Annotated in this window: 13 protein-coding genes; 12 read left to right on the plus strand and 1 reads right to left on the minus strand. The window is 62.1% G+C overall.

Features of this window, described 5'->3' with window-relative positions; all coding sequences use genetic code 11:
* Positions 1 to 427: 427 nt before the first annotated feature.
* The 11 genes from A462_RS31265 to A462_RS31215 all read left to right on the plus strand — a co-directional run bounded on the left by A462_RS31265 (position 428) and on the right by A462_RS31215 (position 14505).
* Positions 428 to 1579 carry an LLM class flavin-dependent oxidoreductase gene (locus A462_RS31265; RefSeq protein WP_008430513.1) on the plus strand — a complete coding sequence of 384 codons (1152 nt, stop codon included), beginning with the start codon at positions 428 to 430 and terminating at the stop codon, positions 1577 to 1579.
* A 20-nt stretch (positions 1580 to 1599) separates the two neighbouring features.
* Positions 1600 to 2649 carry an ABC transporter substrate-binding protein gene (locus A462_RS31260; RefSeq protein ID WP_008430516.1) on the plus strand — a complete coding sequence of 350 codons (1050 nt, stop codon included), beginning with the start codon at positions 1600 to 1602 and terminating at the stop codon, positions 2647 to 2649.
* A 126-nt stretch (positions 2650 to 2775) separates the two neighbouring features.
* Positions 2776 to 3834, plus strand: coding sequence for an ABC transporter substrate-binding protein (locus tag A462_RS31255; RefSeq protein ID WP_003212534.1), 1059 nt, complete (start codon positions 2776 to 2778; stop codon positions 3832 to 3834).
* A gap of 330 nt (positions 3835 to 4164) precedes the next feature.
* A complete protein-coding gene (locus A462_RS31250; RefSeq protein WP_008430519.1) occupies positions 4165 to 6429 on the plus strand; it encodes a TonB-dependent receptor in 2265 nt (754 codons plus the stop codon).
* Positions 6430 to 6628: 199 nt separating this feature from the next.
* Positions 6629 to 9091: a TonB-dependent receptor plug domain-containing protein gene (locus tag A462_RS31245; RefSeq protein ID WP_008430522.1), complete on the plus strand. Its 2463-nt coding sequence runs from the start codon at positions 6629 to 6631 to the stop codon at positions 9089 to 9091.
* A gap of 259 nt (positions 9092 to 9350) precedes the next feature.
* The gene (locus tag A462_RS31240; protein WP_008430524.1) at positions 9351 to 10112 is read left to right on the plus strand and encodes an ABC transporter permease; all 762 of its coding nucleotides are present in this window, start codon (positions 9351 to 9353) and stop codon (positions 10110 to 10112) included.
* Between the two features lie 9 nt (positions 10113 to 10121).
* Positions 10122 to 10880, plus strand: coding sequence for an ABC transporter permease (locus A462_RS31235; protein ID WP_003212538.1), 759 nt, complete (start codon positions 10122 to 10124; stop codon positions 10878 to 10880).
* A gap of 11 nt (positions 10881 to 10891) precedes the next feature.
* The gene (locus A462_RS31230) at positions 10892 to 11680 is read left to right on the plus strand and encodes an ABC transporter ATP-binding protein (RefSeq protein ID WP_023658820.1); all 789 of its coding nucleotides are present in this window, start codon (positions 10892 to 10894) and stop codon (positions 11678 to 11680) included.
* 105 nt (positions 11681 to 11785) lie between these two features.
* Positions 11786 to 12745 (plus strand): threo-3-hydroxy-L-aspartate ammonia-lyase, encoded by a 960-nt coding sequence (locus tag A462_RS31225; protein ID WP_008430529.1) that lies wholly within the window; start codon positions 11786 to 11788, stop codon positions 12743 to 12745.
* A gap of 122 nt (positions 12746 to 12867) precedes the next feature.
* A complete protein-coding gene (locus tag A462_RS31220; protein WP_008430531.1) occupies positions 12868 to 14115 on the plus strand; it encodes a dicarboxylate/amino acid:cation symporter in 1248 nt (415 codons plus the stop codon).
* Between the two features lie 12 nt (positions 14116 to 14127).
* The gene (locus A462_RS31215) at positions 14128 to 14505 is read left to right on the plus strand and encodes a RidA family protein (RefSeq protein ID WP_008430534.1); all 378 of its coding nucleotides are present in this window, start codon (positions 14128 to 14130) and stop codon (positions 14503 to 14505) included.
* 1 nt (position 14506) lies between these two features.
* Here A462_RS31215 and A462_RS31210 read toward each other — a convergent pair whose 3' ends face one another.
* The gene (locus tag A462_RS31210; protein ID WP_003212543.1) at positions 14507 to 15133 is read right to left on the minus strand and encodes a helix-turn-helix transcriptional regulator; all 627 of its coding nucleotides are present in this window, start codon (positions 15131 to 15133) and stop codon (positions 14507 to 14509) included.
* A 57-nt stretch (positions 15134 to 15190) separates the two neighbouring features.
* Between A462_RS31210 and A462_RS31205 the strand changes: the two genes are divergently transcribed.
* Positions 15191 to 16300, plus strand: coding sequence for a DSD1 family PLP-dependent enzyme (locus tag A462_RS31205; protein WP_008430539.1), 1110 nt, complete (start codon positions 15191 to 15193; stop codon positions 16298 to 16300).
* Positions 16301 to 16705: the final 405 nt, after the last annotated feature.

Genomic DNA, 16705 nt, shown 5'->3' on the forward strand with positions numbered 1-16705 from the left:
AACCCGGCGTCCTGCCGGGTTACCCACGCTCCAAAGCCTGCGTTCGGCCAGCGTGGTTTAACGGGGCGCCTAAGATCAAGATCAAAAGCAGATCAAGAACACAGCGGCCTACCGGCCGGCTTGAGTGTTTAAAAGCCAAATCAAAAGCTAAAGCAGGCACGGTCCAAATGTAGGAGCGAGGCGCCGACAGGCGGGGCAGAGCGCTTTGGTTACTTTGCCGCTTTTTGTTCGGACCGCAACAACGGATATGTACACAAAGTGCTTCACCTACAGCACCCACTGCTGACCCAGTGTTGCTACAGACGCACCCCCACCCCCAAAAAACCCACAACCCCCTGCCCCCGTTGGCCCAAGCCCCCATGGCATGCCCGTTGCAGTCCCAATCCCCAAAGGTCCCCGCACCCAACACGACTGAACCGGAGCACCCATGACCACTGAATTCTTCTGGCGCCTGCCGCTGGGCACCGACGGCCCCCAACTCACCACCGACAAACACAACCGCGGCAACCCCACCTACCGCCCCGGCAACATCGCACCAGGCCGCCTGCCCAACGGCCAACCCGACGACTTCACCTACATCGACTACATCGCTCAGGTCGCCAAAGCCGCCGAACTCGCCGGCTTCGAAGGCGCCCTGCTGCCCACCGGCCCCGAACCATGGATCGTCGCCGCCGCCCTGGCCCGAGAAACCCGGCGCATCAAATTCCTGATCGCCTTCCAGGCCACCTGGACCCTGCCCGCCTACGCCGCCCAACAAGCTGCGATCCTGCAAAACCTCAGCCGTGGCCGCGTAGAGTGGAACATCATCACCGGCGGCAACCCCGCCAGCCAGCGCGCCAACGGTGACTTCCTCGAACACGACCTGCGCTACAAGCGCACCGGCGAATTCCTCGACATCATCCAGGGCCTCTGGGAGCACGAAAAATTCTCCTACAACGGTGATATCTACCAACTGGAAAACGGCGCTCTGCCCCACGGCCTGCACCACGAACGCAAGCCCGGCGTGTACTTCTCCGGTTTCTCCGACGCCGCCCTCGACGTCGCCGCCAAACACGCCGACGTGTACCTGAACTGGGCCGAACCCATCGACAAGCTCAAGCCACACATCGAGCGCGTACGCGAATTGGCCGACAAACAAGGCCGCACCGTGCGCTTCGGCCTGCGGGTAGACCTGTTCGCCCGGGAGACCGAGGAGCAAGCCTGGAAAGACCTGCGTCGCCAGTTCGACAAGCTCGAAGGCAAGAGCAGCCAGGTCGCCAAGGGCTTTACCAGCGGCTCGGATTCGGTCGGCGGCGCGCGCCAGACCGCGTACCACCAGAACGTCGACCGCTTCGACGACCTGATCATCGGTCCCAACCTGTGGGCCGGTTTCGCCAAAGCCAAACCGGGTCCGACCGTGGGCCTGGTCGGCAGCCACCAGAACATCGCCGAGCGCCTGGTGGAATACCGCGACGCCGGCTTCTCGACCTTCATCCTCGCCGGCAATCCACACCTGGAAGAAGCGTTGCGCATTGGCCAGGAAGTCCTGCCGCTTGTGCACCAACGCCCGGCGATCCAACCTCTGAAAGCCAGCGCCTGAACGCTGTGGGAGAACTCCTGATGACCCAACCTCTCGATACGCTCTGGTACACCCGCTGCCCCGTGCCCACCGGCCTGGGCATTGCAGTGCAAAAAGGCTGGCTGCAAGACACCGTCGGTGCCCTGGGCACCGAGGTGCAGTCGCTGCGCGAGTCCGATGACAAGGCGGTGCGCGAATCGCACTTCGATCACACCCTGCGCAATTCGGTACGCCATGGCGGCAATATCCCGGCGATCTGGGCCCGCGCCCAGGGCCGGGAAACCCGAGTGATCGGCCTGTCGTGGGCAGATGAAGTGCAACTGATCCTGACCCGCCAGGACAGCGGCATCAAAACCGTCAAGGACCTCAAGGGCCGTACTTTCGGCTTGCCGGACTGGGCCGGCGCACAGATCGACTTCACCCGCGCCCAGGCCCTGCGCGGGCTGGAAAACGCGTTGTCACTGGAAGGCCTGAAAGTCGGCGACGTGAAGCTGAAGAACTTCCGCTACGGCGGCACCTTCAGCGATACCCCGGTGCGCAATATCGCCGGTACGCCAGTCACGCAAAAAGTAAGCGAACGCAACCTGGAGCTGATAGGCCTGCTGCGCGGTGAAGTCGATGCGATCTTCCTCAAGGGCGCCCACGCCGCCCAACAGGCTCATGATTTCGGCCTGCACACGGTGATCGACACCGGCTCGCACCCGGACCCGCTGATCCGCAGCAACAACGGCACGCCGCGCACCCTGGCGGTGGACCTGAACCTGCTGGAAAACCACTTCGACGTAGCCACCGGCATTCTTGACTCGGTCCTGCGCGCCGAGCAATGGGCCCACACCCACTCGGAGGAAACCCGGCGCTACCTGGCCAAGGAAACCAACAGCAGTGAGTATTGGGTCACCGCCGCCTACGGCAACGACGCCCACTTGCGCCTGCGCACCGAACTGGATGAACAGGCAATTGCCGCGCTGCAGGACTTCACGCATTTCCTGCACCGCTGGCGCTTTATCCCGAAAAGCTTCGACGTGCGTGAATGGATTGATGCACGGCCGCTGGAAGCACTCTTGAACGGCAAAACCGCGCTGGCAGGCTAACCCCTGTAGGAGCCGGCTTGCCGGCGATGACGGCCTTGAATGGGGTATTGACCTTTCGGGCCTCATCGCCGGCAAGCCGGGCTCCTGCAAAGGTTTCCTATTTCATGGATTTGAACGAAGACCCTTATGAGCAAACCACTCGATACTCTCTGGTACACCCACAGCCCGGTTCCCACCGGCCTTGGCATTGCTGTGCAGTCCGGTCGCCTGGCCGAGGCGTTCCTGCCTTTTGGCACCAATATCCAGTCGTTGCGCGAGTCCACGGAACGGGAAGTTCGCGAGGCGCATTACGACCATCACCTGAAAAACTCGGTGCGCCACGGCGGTAATATCCCGGCGATCTGGGCCTACGCCAGTGGCGTGGAAACCCGGGTGTTGGGGCTATCGTGGAGCGACGAGGTGCAGTTGATCCTGACCACCGCCGAGAGCGGTGTGCGCAGCGTGCGCGACTTGAAAAACCGGCGCTTCGGCCTGCCGAAATGGGCCAACGTGCAGATCGACTTCACCCGTGCCCAGGCCCTGCGCGGCCTGGAAAACGCCCTCAAGCTCGAAGGCCTGGAAGTCTCGGACGTAGAGCTGGTGGACTACCCCTACGGCGGCACCTACAGCGACAACCAGGTGCAATACGTCTACGGCTCCCCGGCGAGCCTGGGGGTGAGCCGCTTCAGCCGGCGCAACAACGAACTGATCGGCCTGCTGCGCGGTGATATCGACGCGATCTTCCTCAAGGGTGCCCACGCCGTGCACCTGGCCAACGAGTTCGGCCTGCATGTGGTGGTGGACACCGGTTCGCACCCGGACCCGCTGATCCGCTCCAACAACGGCACGCCACGCACCCTCACGGTTGACATCAACCTGCTGCAGGAGCACTTCGACGCCAGCGTGAAAATCGTCGACACAGTGCTGCGCACCGAGCAATGGGCCTGGGCCAATCCGGACGAGACCCGGCGCTTCCTGGCACAGGAACTCAACACCAGCGAGTACTGGGTAACCGCGGCCTACGGCGAAGATGCCCATCGTCGGCTGCGTACCACGCTCGATTCGCGCTCCATCGAAGCCTTGCAGGATTTCACCGATTTCCTGCATCGCTGGAACTTCATTCCACGGCGCTTCGATGTGCGCGACTGGATTGATTTCAGCGTGCTGGAAAAGGTCATCGGCTCCACCTCCCGCGTGGCTGTTTGACCTCCCCCATGTAGCAGCTGTCGAGCCCAGGCGAGGCTGCGTTTGCGGTGTGTCAGATACACCGTTTACGCAGCCTCGCCGGGGCTCGACAGCTGCTACGGCAACACCTCCCCTGCTGCTCCAGCAGCACCCTCCAAGCAACTTCTGCTGAATCTTCGACAGGCTTTTCAAGCGGCCTTCGGCTGCGCTTTCAATGGTTCGAAAACGCCCTTTTCCTTAATTTTTTAATCGTTATATATCAATATCTTACAAACATGTATCGACCCTGAAATCTGCTTGGCACGATCTCTGCTCTAGCCCCTTCAAGGAAACTTTTCCGGGGGAGATTTCATGCACACACTTAATCCAATCACCAAGGGCCTGTGGCTCGCTTTACTGCTGGCAGGCGGCACCGCCAGCGAACCTCTATTGGCCGCCGACGCTGCCGAAAACGACGCCGGCAAAACCGAACCGTCGCTGAAGACCGTGACCGTGACCGCACAACACCGGGAAGAAACCCTGCAAGAGGTTCCGGTCGCGGTGTCGGCGGTACAAGGCACCAGCATCATTGCCGACGGCGTGCGGTCGATGGGCGATATCACCACCTTCATTCCCAACGCCTCGGCGAAAAACCCCGACGGCGACGGGCGCCCGCGCTGGTACATCCGTGGCCTGGGCACCGGCGACACCGGCGCAGCCACTGTGTACCCGGTGGGCATCTACGCCGATGACGTGTACCTGAACGCACCGATTGCCGGTGGCGGTCCGCTGTTTGACCTCGAGCGCATCGAGATCCTGCGCGGCCCCCAAGGCACGCTGTATGGCAAGAACACCACGGCCGGCGCGGTGAATATCATCTCGAAGAAACCGACCTTCGACACCGACGGCTATGGCACGATCGGTTTTGGCAGCAAGAACGAACGCATCGTCAACGGCGCCATCGGCGGCACCCTGGTTCCGGAAAAACTCGCGGCGCGGATCTCGCTGTACTCCGAGGAACGCGACGGTTTCCAGAAAAACCTGATCGACGATCACACCTACGGCGACGTCAACAAAAAGGCCGTGCGCCTGCAATTCTTCGCCCAGCTCAACCCGGACCTGGACGCGCTGTGGAAGATCCACAGCCGCGAGTTCAAGGGCGACGGCGCCAACGGTGCGCTGACCCTCGGCCGTTACTACAACGTGGGCTACACACGCCCCGCCGGGCGCAATATTGCGCTGAACGTGGACGACGACTCCAAGCTCAACCATGACGGTACTTCGCTGACCCTCAACTGGCACTTGGGCGATTACACCCTCACGTCCATCAGCGCCTACGACTACATCCGCGGCCAGTCCAGTGGCGATGCCGACTACACGCCCTACGAGGTCAACGGCACCTCTACCGCCGACAACAAATACACCCAGTACTCCCAGGAAATCCGCCTGGCCTCGCCCCAGCAGGAAACCCTGCGCTGGTTGGCCGGCGCGCACTATTTCCATGAAGACCTGGACAGCAGCGCCGGACGCTTCATCGCCCCGGGCCCGACACCCAATGGCACCGGCTCGAACCAGGTCAACGGCGCGACGGACTTTCGCGACCTCAATTACAACCACACCACCGACAGCTACGCGCTGTTTGGCAACCTGACCTACGACCTCACCGACAACTTCAGCGTGACCGGTGGCCTGCGCTGGACCCAGGAAAAGAAAGACATCGACCTCAACCTCACTCAGTTGACGCGCGCCACCGCCAATGGCCCGCTGATTCCCCTGGGCGGCGTCGGTACCAACGGCAACCGCCAGGAAGACAAGACCTGGGAAGCCTGGACCTATGACCTGACCCCGGAATACCGGATCAACGACAACGTGCGGGTGTTCTTCCGCTATGCCCACGGCTTCCGCTCGGGCGGCTTCAACACCGGGCTGTCCACCAGCCTGTCGCAGCTGACCACGGTGGACCCGGAACAACTCGACGCCTACGAATTCGGCGTGAAGTCCGAGTGGTTCAACCATCGCCTGACGGCCAACGCGAACATCTTCTACTACGACTACTCGGACATTCAGGTCAACCTGCTGACCGTCAACAACGGCGTACTGACCACCGCGCTGACCAACGGCGCCAAGGGCAAGGTCAAGGGCGCCGAGCTGGAACTGGAAGGCCAACCCACCGACTACCTGCACCTGCGGGCGGCGATTTCGTTCCTGGATACCGAATACACCGACTTCAAAAACACCAACCCCAACACCGGTGCGGTCACGGGTGACTACAGCGGCAACAGCTTCGTGCGCTCGCCGCGCAACGTGGTGTCGCTGGGTGGCGACTACACCATCCCGCTGGAAATCGGCGGCAAGCTGGTGGCCGGTGCCGACGTGAGTTTTCGCGACAAGGAATACTTCCTCGCCGACCGCCAGAGCAGCGCCGACAAGGACTTGAGCCAGCCGCACTACACCTTGGCCAACAGCCGCCTGACCTGGTACAGCGCCGACGAAAAACTCAGCGTCACCGGGTTTGTGAACAACCTCACCGACCGCCGCTATCAGGTGCATGGCCGGCCGAACGGCGGGCTGGGGCAGTACGTGATCACTTACGGCGACCCACGCACCGTGGGGCTGAGCGTGACCAGCCGCTTCTAACTTCAGCCGCCGGACACTATTCACCAAACGCCGGAGATCAAATGTGGGAGCTGGCTTGCCTGCGATAGCGGTGGGTCAGCCAACCATTATGTGGCTGTGCCGCCATCATCGCAGGCAAGCCCGCTCCCACAGTTGACCTTCTTTGTTTGAGCCATAGCGCCCGGCCGCCCTCGTCAACACGCTTCGAAAGGACCTTTCTATGTTCCAACGTACTCCGTTGGCCGGCGCCATCGCGCTGGTCATGGGCAGCCTTGCCGTGCCTGCTGTAGCCGCCGATGCGCAGCCCACTGCCAAGACCGACAAGCTCGACACCGTGGTGGTACTCGGCACCCGCCGCAGCGACGTCACCGCCCTGCAAAGCGCCGCACCGGTAGATGTGCTGAGCGGCGAGCAATTGCAGCAAACCGGCGCTGCCGACCTGTCCGGCGCACTGACCGCACTGTCGCCGTCCTTCAGCTTCCCGCAGTCGCCCCAGGGTGCATTTGCCGGTTCCATCGCCCAGGGCGCCTCGCTGCGCGGCCTGGCTTCCGACCAGGTGCTGGTATTGGTGGATGGCAAGCGCCGCCACACCAGCGCCAACATCACCCGCCAGAGCCTGGCCAACGGTCGTGGCGCGGCAGCGGTGGACTTGAGCCTGATCCCGTTGAGCGCGATCGACCACGTGGAGATCCTGCGTGACGGCGCCGCCGCTCAATACGGCTCCGATGCGATTGCCGGGGTGATCAACATCGTGCTCAAGCAAAAGGACGACGGCGGCAACGTCGGCTACCGTTTCGGTGGCTACAACAAGGGCGATGGCATGCAGCGCAAGTACAGCGGCTGGAAAGGCTTCGAACTGCCGAATGACGGTTTCCTGACTTTGAGTTTCGATGCCGGCAGCCAGGACCCGGCCAGCGACACCAACCCGGACAACCGAATCTTTTATCGCGGCGACACCAGCGTGAACACGCCGCGCGAGCAGAACAACCGCTATCGAACCTGGAACTGGGGCTCCAACAGTGTCTCCGACCAGTACAACTTCCTGGCCAACGGCGAGATGGGTGTGGGCGAAGGATTGACCGCCTACGGGTTCGCCACCTATTCCCACAAGAACACCGACTCCACCGGTTTTTTTGACCCGCCCACCGCGCTGTACAACAACTACGGCAGCGTTTCCTTGCAGCGTTATCCGGACGGCCGTTTGCCGATCACGCGCTACACCCTGGAAGACTATGCCGCCACCGGTGGCCTGCGGTACGAAAACGAGCAACTGGGCAAGTTCGACCTGGCGCTTAACCACGGCACCAACATCGTCAAGTCCACCGACTACAACGCGATCAACCCCAGTTGGGGCACCAACAGCCCGGCGACGATCTACACCGGCGAGCGCAAGAACGACCAGACCAACGTGACCCTGGATTGGGTGCGGGACTTCCCCACCAACTTGCTGTTCAAGCCGCTGACCGTCTCCGCAGGCCTGGCCTGGCGCGAGGAAAATTACCAGTTGAGCGCAGGCGCGCCGGCCGCCTCGCAGAACGGCCCGCTGTTCAACACCGTTGACCCGGTGACCGGACGCCGGCTCACCGGGTATTACTCGGGTATCACCCCGGTGGATGCCGACTCGCTGCAACGCAAGGTGCTGGGCGCGTATCTGGATGTCGAAGGCCAGGTCACCGAGAAGTTCCAGGCCGGTGTCGCAGTGCGTACCGAGCACTATTCGGACTTTGGCGACACCACCAACGGCAAGCTATCGCTGCGCTACGACTTCACCCCGCAGATCGCCGCACGGGCCAGCGCCAGCACCGGCTATCGCGCACCGTCCCTGGCGCAGAGCGGCATGTCGTCGTTCAGTGTGCAGGTGGTGGAACAGCCGCCGGGCAGCGGCAACTACGTCGAGGTGCAGCAGCGCACCTTGCGCGCCAACAGCCCGGAAGCCCAGGCCCTGGGCGGCACACAGCTCAAGCCCGAGGAGTCGACCAACTACTCGCTGGGCCTGGTCTGGCAACCGCTGGACAACGCATCGGTGACGGTGGATGCCTACCGCATCAACATCAACAACCGCATTACCCTGTCCGACCAATTGCCGGCCTCGGTGGTCTCGCCGATCTTCGCCGGGACGCCTTACGCCAATATCCAGAGCGCGGCGTTCTACACCAACATCGCCGACACCCGCACCGACGGTATCGAACTGACCGGCAACTACAAACTCGACCTGCAGCAATGGGGCCGGGTGAACTTCAACGCCGGCTATGCGCGTAATCGCACGCAAATCACCGACCTGCGCAACGTCGGCAACATCGCGGGCAACCAGATCATCGGCCGCACCACCCAAGGCCTGATCGAGCACGGCACCCCGGACTACAAGCTGACCCTCAGCGCCAACTGGGCCTATGAAAAGTGGGGAGTCACCGTGGCCCAGCGCCGTTATGGCGAATGGAAAAGCCTCAACGCCGCCAACCCGAACCTCGACCAGACCTTCAGCCCGCAATGGGTCACCGACCTGGACGTGTCCTACAACCTTGGCAAGGGGATCAAGCTTTCAGCCGGTGCGACGAACCTGTTCAACACTCACCCGGACAAGGCTTCCGGCGCGCAGTTGTACGGTGTGCCGATCTACTCGATCACCAGTCCTGAAGGCGCCCAGGGTGCGTTCTACTACACCAGTGTGAGCTACGACTTCTGAGGTAATTGCTGATGGGGTGTTGCTGCAGCAGCACCCCATTGTTGGCCAGGCATCATTCGGGCATTCGGATGTACACCCATCCATTGTGGGAGCTGGCTTGCCTGCGATGACGGTGGATCAGCCAGCCTCAATGTTTACTGGCCACCGTCATCGCAGGCAAGCCAGCTCCCACATTTGGCCTTCATTGTTCTCCCCTGTTGTGTTCACTGGCACATGTCTTGCGATAGCCCCCGGGTACTTCGCTGAAATAAGACCCGCCATGCGCCCTTACCGATTGCTCACTGCCCTGACCTGGCTCATCTCGCCGCTGGCCCTGCTCGCCACCTGGACGCTGGTGGCGCACCTCGGGATCTTCCCGCGCAACCTGCTGGTACCGCCGGCCCAGGTCCTGCAAACCTTTGAAGAACTGCTCGCCAGCGGCGAACTCGCTGAACACCTGGGCAACAGCCTGTCCCGGCTCGGTCTGGGCTTTGGCATCGGCTCGCTGTGCGGCCTGGCCTTCGGGGTGCTGATGGCCCTGTCAAAGAACGTCGAGGTGTATTGCGCCCCGCTGTTCCACACCTTGCGCCAGATCCCCAGCATCGCGCTGATCCCGATGTTCGTGCTGCTGTTCGGCATTGATGAAACCTTCAAGATCATCATCGTCGCCAAGACCGCATTTTTCCCGGTGGCCCTGGCCGCCAGCGAAGGCGTCAAGGGCATTCCCCGCAGCTACTTCGAAGTGGCCGACGTGTACCGCCTGCGCTGGCCGACCTTCGTCTGGCGCATCGCCCTGCCCGCTGCCGCGCCGCCGATCATCACCGGTTTTCGTATCAGCCTGACCCGCGCCTGGGTGGTGCTGGTGGCCACCGAACTGCTGGCGGCCGACAGCGGCCTGGGGCAGATGATCGAGATGGCCCGGCAGATGCTGCGCATCGACGTGGTGATGGTGGGTGTGGTGGTCACCGGGCTGATTGGTTTTGCCCTCGACTTTGGCTTTCGTTCACTGGAACAGCGGCTGTTTCGCTGGCAGACCCGCTAGGAGCCCGGCATGACCCTCTTGAAAAAATCCCGCGGCCTGTTGCTGCCGCTGCTGTTGATCCTCGCCTGGGAATACGCCTCGCGCCAGGACGCGGCCGGCGCCTACGCCTTTGTGCCGCTGTCGGCGATCGGCTCGGCGTTGCTGGAAATGCTCGGTAACGGCGAGTTGCTGGTCAACCTGCTGGCCAGCCTGGCCCGCACCAGTGGCGGCCTGGCCCTGGGCATCCTGTTCGGCGTGGTGCTGGGGGTGCTGATGGCGCTGTCGAGTGTGGCCAACCGTTTGATCGGCCCGCTGTTCCATTCGATTCGCCAGGTGCCGATGCTGGGCTGGATCCCGTTGATTGCCATGTGGTTCGGCAACGGCGAGCTCTCCAAGGTGCTGATCGTCAGCCTCGCGGCGTTCTACCCGATGGTGCTCAACACCTACCAGGGCTTCAGCCATGTGGAGCAGCGTTATCGTGAAGTCGGCCAGGTGCTGGTGCTCAGCCCGGTGCAGCAGTTCGTGCACGTGCTGTTGCCGGCGGCGTTGCCGAGCATCGCCACCGGCGTGTTGCATGCCCTCGCCTTCGCCTGGGTCACGGCGATCGGCAGTGAGCTGTTCCTGTCCTCCGGCGCCGGCCTGGGCAACCTGATGATGAATGCCGAGGCTGGCTCGCGCATGGAAGTGATCGTGCTCAGCGTGCTGTGCATCGGCCTGCTGGGCTACCTGATGAACCTGCTGTTTACCCGCCTCAGCCGCCACGTGCTGCGCTGGCGCAATATTCGTTGAAGGCCATGAACATGAACGCAATCGCCCACCACGCCCTCCACACCGCCGTGCAGACCGGCGCCCTGCAGATTCGCGGCCTGAACAAGGCCTATCGGATCGAAGGCAAGCCGCTGCCGGTGTTGCACAACATCAACCTCGACGTGCGGCCAGGGGAGTTTGTCAGCATCGTCGGCGCCAGCGGCTGCGGCAAATCCACCTTGCTGCGCCTGATTGTCGGGCTGGAGGCCGAGTACGAAGGCGATATCCTGCTGGACGGCCAGCGCATCGCCGCCACCAGCCTGGAGCGCGGCATTGTGTTCCAGGATCACCGCCTGTTCCCGTGGATGACCGTCAGCCAGAACATCGCCCTGGCCCTGAAAAACCACAACCTGCCCCAGTCCGAAAAGGATCGACAGGTGGCCGAACATATCGCTCTGGTCAACCTCACCGGCTTTGAAAACGCCTACCCGCACCAGCTCTCCGGCGGCATGGCGCAACGTGCTGCAATCGCCCGGGCACTGATCAATAAACCCAAGGTACTGTTGCTCGATGAACCACTGGGCGCCCTCGACGCCCTGACCCGTGTGCACCTGCAGCGGGAGCTGCAACGGATCTGGGTGCAACAGCGCTGCACGGTGATCATGGTCACGCATGACATCGAAGAGGCGCTGTACCTGGGTGACCGGGTGATCGTGATGGACGCCCACCCGGGGCGGATCAAGCATGAAATCCGGGTGGACTTGCCACATCCGAGGGAGCGCAGTTCGCCGGTCTTGCAGGGCTACAAGGACCGGTTGCTGGAAGAGCTGGTCGGGCACTGAAGACAGTGGGCATGCCGAGCTTTACATTTTGTATAGTTATGGATATTTTATCCAGACAGCAAATGCAATGCGCTCGTGCCCGGTTCATTTTCAGAGGTCCTTTCCATGCAACTGTCTTCGTACCATGACGTGATCAAAGCCGCCGAACGCCTGGAGGGCTTCGCCAACCGCACGCCGGTGTTCACCTCGCGCACCCTCGATGCCGAGACCGGCGCCCAGGTGTTCATCAAATGCGAAAACCTGCAACGCACCGGTTCATTCAAGTTTCGCGGTGCGTTCAATGCGCTTTCCCGGTTTGACGAGGCGCAGCGCAAGGCCGGTGTAGTGGCGTTTTCCTCGGGCAATCACGCCCAAGGCATCGCACTGGCCGCCCGCCTGTTGCAGATGCCGGCCACCATCGTAATGCCCACCGACGCCCCGGCTGCCAAGGTCGCCGCCACCCGGGAATACGGCGCGACCGTGGTGTTCTACGACCGTATCACCGAAGACCGCGAGCAGATCGGCCGCACCCTGGCCGAGCAGCACGGCATGACGTTGATCCCCTCATACGACCACCCGGACGTGCTGGCCGGCCAGGGCACTGCCGCCAAGGAGCTGCTGGAATTCACCGGCCCACTGGATGCCTTGTTTGTCGGCCTGGGCGGTGGCGGCATGCTCTCCGGTACGGCATTGGCCACCCGTGCCTTGTCACCTGATTGCCTGCTGTACGGGGTCGAGCCCGAGGCCGGGAATGACGGCCAGCGTTCCTTCCAGACCGGCAGCATCGTGCACATCGACACGCCCGCGACCATCGCAGACGGCGCCCAGACGCAGCACCTTGGCAATCACACCTTCCCGATCATCCGCGAGAACGTGAATGACATCCTTACGGTCTCGGACGCCGAGTTAGTGGAGTCGATGAGGTTCTTCACGCAACGCATGAAGATGGTCGTGGAGCCCACCGGTTGCCTCGGCCTTGCGGCCTTGCGCAACCTCAAGCAGCAGTTCCGGGGCCAGCGCGTGGGCATCATCGTGACCGGTGGCAACGTCGATATCGAGAAGTACGCGAGCCTGCTAAAGGGCTAAAACCTCCAACAAGAAAATACTGTGGCGAGCGTGCTTGCCACATGGCTTCCTGCTGCCTGCAATTTCTGCCGCCTATAAAAAATGCCCGGGTGTTCCCTGAGCGTTAACAACAAGAGGTGCTTATGAAAAATCGTTACCTGGCCCGGGCCATTGTGATTGCGATCATCCTTGGCGTGCTGGTGGGGGCCGTGCTGCATGCCCAACTGGACGCCGACACCGCCAAGACCATCGCGGGTTACTTCAGCATGGTCACCGACGTGTTTTTGCGCCTGATCAAGATGGTCATCGCGCCGCTGGTGCTGGCGACGTTGATCAGTGGCGTGGCGAGCATGGCCGACAGCGGTTCCATCGGCCGTGTCGGGTTGAAGGCGATGACCTGGTTTTTGATTGCGTCCGTGGTATCGCTGCTGATCGGTTTGACATTGGCCAATCTGTTTCAGCCAGGCGCGGGGCTCAACCTGAGTGTGGCGGCCAACGGCAACAGCGGTTTGAACACCGCCAGCTTCAACCTGTCGGGTTTTTTGTCCCATGTATTCCCCCGCAGCATCGTCGAGGCCATGGGCAACAATGAGGTGCTGCAAATCGTGGTGTTTTCGTTGTTCTTCGGCGCAGCGCTGGCGTTCGTCAAGGGCAGCGCCAGGTCGCCGATCCTGCACGTGCTGGAAGAACTGACCCAGGTGATGTTCCGCATCACCGAATACGTGATGGTGATCGCGCCGCTGGCGGTGTTTGCCGCAATTGCCGCCACCATCAGCCTGTATGGGCTGGGGATGGTGGGCAGCTTTGGCAAGTTGATCGCGCAATTCTACCTGGGCCTGGCGGTACTGTGGCTGGTGATCAGCGGCGTGGGTTACCTGGCGCTGGGCGCACGTTTCAAACAGCTGTTGCAGTTGCTGCGCAGCCCGGTTTTGCTGGCGTTCTCCACCGCCAGCAGCGAGGCGGCCTACCCCAAGACCATCGCAGCCCTGGACAGCTTCGGCTCGCCCAAGCGCATCAACAGTTTTGTGCTGCCCCTGGGTTACTCGTTCAACCTCGACGGTTCGATGATGTACCAGGCGTTTATCGTGATGTTCATCGCCCAGGCCTATGGCATCGAAATGAGCTTCGGCCATCAGGTAATGATCCTGCTGACCTTGCTCGTCATCAGCAAAGGCACCGCCGGCGTGGCGCGCGGCTCACTGGTGGTGCTCGCGGCGGGCCTGCCGATGGTCGGCCTGCCGGAAGCCGGTTTGCTGCTGATCCTCGCCGTGGACCCGATCCTCGACATGGGCCGTACCGCCACCAACGTGTTCGGCTGCGGCGTGGCCACGGCGGTGATTGGCCACGGTGCCACCGATGAACAACCTGCTCCCCTTCCCTCCCTTGCTTGAGAACTGCCGATCATGAAGATTCACCACACAGCCACTGCCTCCCAGCCTGCCGGTCACTACTCCCAGGCCGTAAGCCACCAGGGCACGCTGTACATCTCCGGTCAATTGCCGGTGAGCCCTGACGGGCGTCATAACCTCGAGGCTTCGTTTGCCGAACAGGCTCAAGTGGCCCTGGACAATCTGTTGGCGATTTTGAAGGCCGCAGGCGGCTCACCCGCAGACCTGGTGAAAGTCACGGTGTACGTGGTGGGGGTAAAACACTGGCCTGAATTTGATGGCTTGTACGCCGCTGCGCTGGGAGATCACCGCCCGGCCCGCGCGGTGGTGCCGGTGCCGGAACTGCACCACGGCTATCTGATTGAAATCGAAGCCGTGGCGCGCTCGGCATAGGTCATTTGGCGTAGGTGTAGACCGCCGCCCGCGAGACCCCAAGGTGTGAGGCAACCGTTTCCATGGCACGCCGGATGTCCATCACGCCGGCTTCTTTCAGCTCTTGCATCAGCAGGCGCCGGTCGGCGGCCTTGAGGGCTCGTGGGGTGGTCGCCAGGCGTGCGGCGAACTGGTCGATGCGCGCACGAATGGCGTCCGCACCGGACGGGTCGAGAGACTCGGCGGGCCGATCGCCGCTGACCGAGCCGAACTGTTCCAGCATGCCCTGCAAGCCACGGAACAACGAGAGGTCGACGTTCATGCACAAGGCCGCCACGTACTTGCCGGTGGAGTCCTTGATGCCGATGGAAGTGCTCTTGACCTGACGCCCGTCGGCGAACTGGTTCTGGTAGTTGGCGATCACCTGCGGGTACTCGGGATCGGCAATCCGCGCCAGGCCCAGCTCGGTGGCCGGGTCACCCGGCTGGCGCCCGGAGAGGTTGTTGTGGATGGCCATGATTGCGTGCTGCGGGTCGCGCAGGTCGTGCAGCACGACCTCGCAAAACGGGCTGAAGGTCTTGCTCAGGCCTTCGGCAATCTGTTCGAGCTGGCTGATCAAGGCCGCTTGTTCGGGAGTGTGTTTTTTCATTCAGACAACATATCCAGTACTGGATAGACCGTCAATTTACCTTTTGGAGTGTGCACGATGGAAACCCCGACAGCTTTGCTGGATGTGAGCCGGATGCAGCGCAATATCCTGCGTATGCAGCAGCGTGCCGATGACTTGGGTGTGAGCTTGCGGCCCCATGTGAAGACCCATAAATGTGCCGAGGTGGTGGCGGCGCAAATCGCTGCCGGGGCCACGGGGATTACGGTTTCGACGTTGAAGGAGGCCGAGTATTTTTTCGACCTCGGCATTCGGGACGTTCTGTATGCGGTGGCGATGGCGCCGCATAAATTGCCTCAGGCGTTGGCGTTGCGTCGTCAGGGGTGTGCGCTGACGCTGATCACCGACAGCCTTGCCGGGGCCCGGGCGATTGTCGAGTTTGGTGCGCTGCAGGGTGAGGTTTTTGCGGTGCTGATTGAGATTGACTGTGATGGGCACCGGTCCGGGGTGAAGCCTCAGGATCCGCTGTTGCTGGAGATCGCCAGGCTGCTGTATGGCGGCGGGATGCTTGCCGGGGTGTTGACTCATGCCGGGGAAAGTTACGGGCTGGATACGCCTGAGGCGTTGCGGGCGATTGCCGAGCAGGAACGGGCGCGCTGTGTTGCAGCGGCCGAGGTGATTCGGGGGGCAGGGTTGCCTTGCTTGCAGGTGAGTGTGGGTTCGACGCCCACGGCGCTGTCGGCGGTGAGCCTGGAGGGTGTGACTGAGCTGCGGGCTGGGGTTTATGCGTTTTTTGATTTGGTGATGCATAACGTTGGGGTGTGCCGCATTGATGAGCTGGCGTTGAGTGTGCTGACTACGGTGATCGGGCATCAGGTGGAAAAGGGCTGGATCATTACCGACGCGGGGTGGATGGCGATGAGTCGGGATCGTGGGACGCAGTCGCAGAAGCGGGATTTTGGTTATGGGCAGGTGTGTACCGAGGGTGGCGAGGTGATTGAGGGGTTGCTGGTGGGCAGCGCGAATCAGGAGCATGGGGTGGCTTGGTTCGACGGGGTGGCGATGGATGTGGTTGAGCGGTTTCCGCTGGGGACGCGGCTGAGGGTTTTGCCTAACCATGCGTGTGCTACGGGGACGCAGTTCGGCAGCTATGGCGCGCTGCTGGAGAATGGTGAGGTGCAGGTTTGGGAGCGGTTACGGGGGTGGTAGATCGGGGGCATATCCGTTATTTGAGTGATGGCCGATATTGGTTCCGCTCTTACAGCGGCCTGAAAGCCGGCTTGAGTGTTAAAAGCCAAATCAGAAGCTAAAGCGGGCACGGTCCACTGTAGGAGCTGGCTTGCCGGCGATGGCATCACCTCGGTGTACCTGCAAGACCGAGTTGCCTGCATCGCCGGCAAGCCAGCTCCTACAGAAAAACAGAAACCCCCCCCACAGAAAAGCAGAGCTGCATCAGCTTCAGATTTGGCTTTCGCTCTGGATCTTGCCTTTGCTTTTAACACTCAAGCCGGCCGGTAGGCCGCTGTGCTTTTGATCTTGATCTGCGGGCCCCGTCAACCACGATGGCCGCAAGTAGGCACGGTGGAGCGGGTAAATCGGCAAGGATGCCGATTT

It is taken from the genome of Pseudomonas sp. Ag1 (assembly GCF_000278565.1).
Classification (GTDB): Bacteria; Pseudomonadota; Gammaproteobacteria; order Pseudomonadales; family Pseudomonadaceae; genus Aquipseudomonas.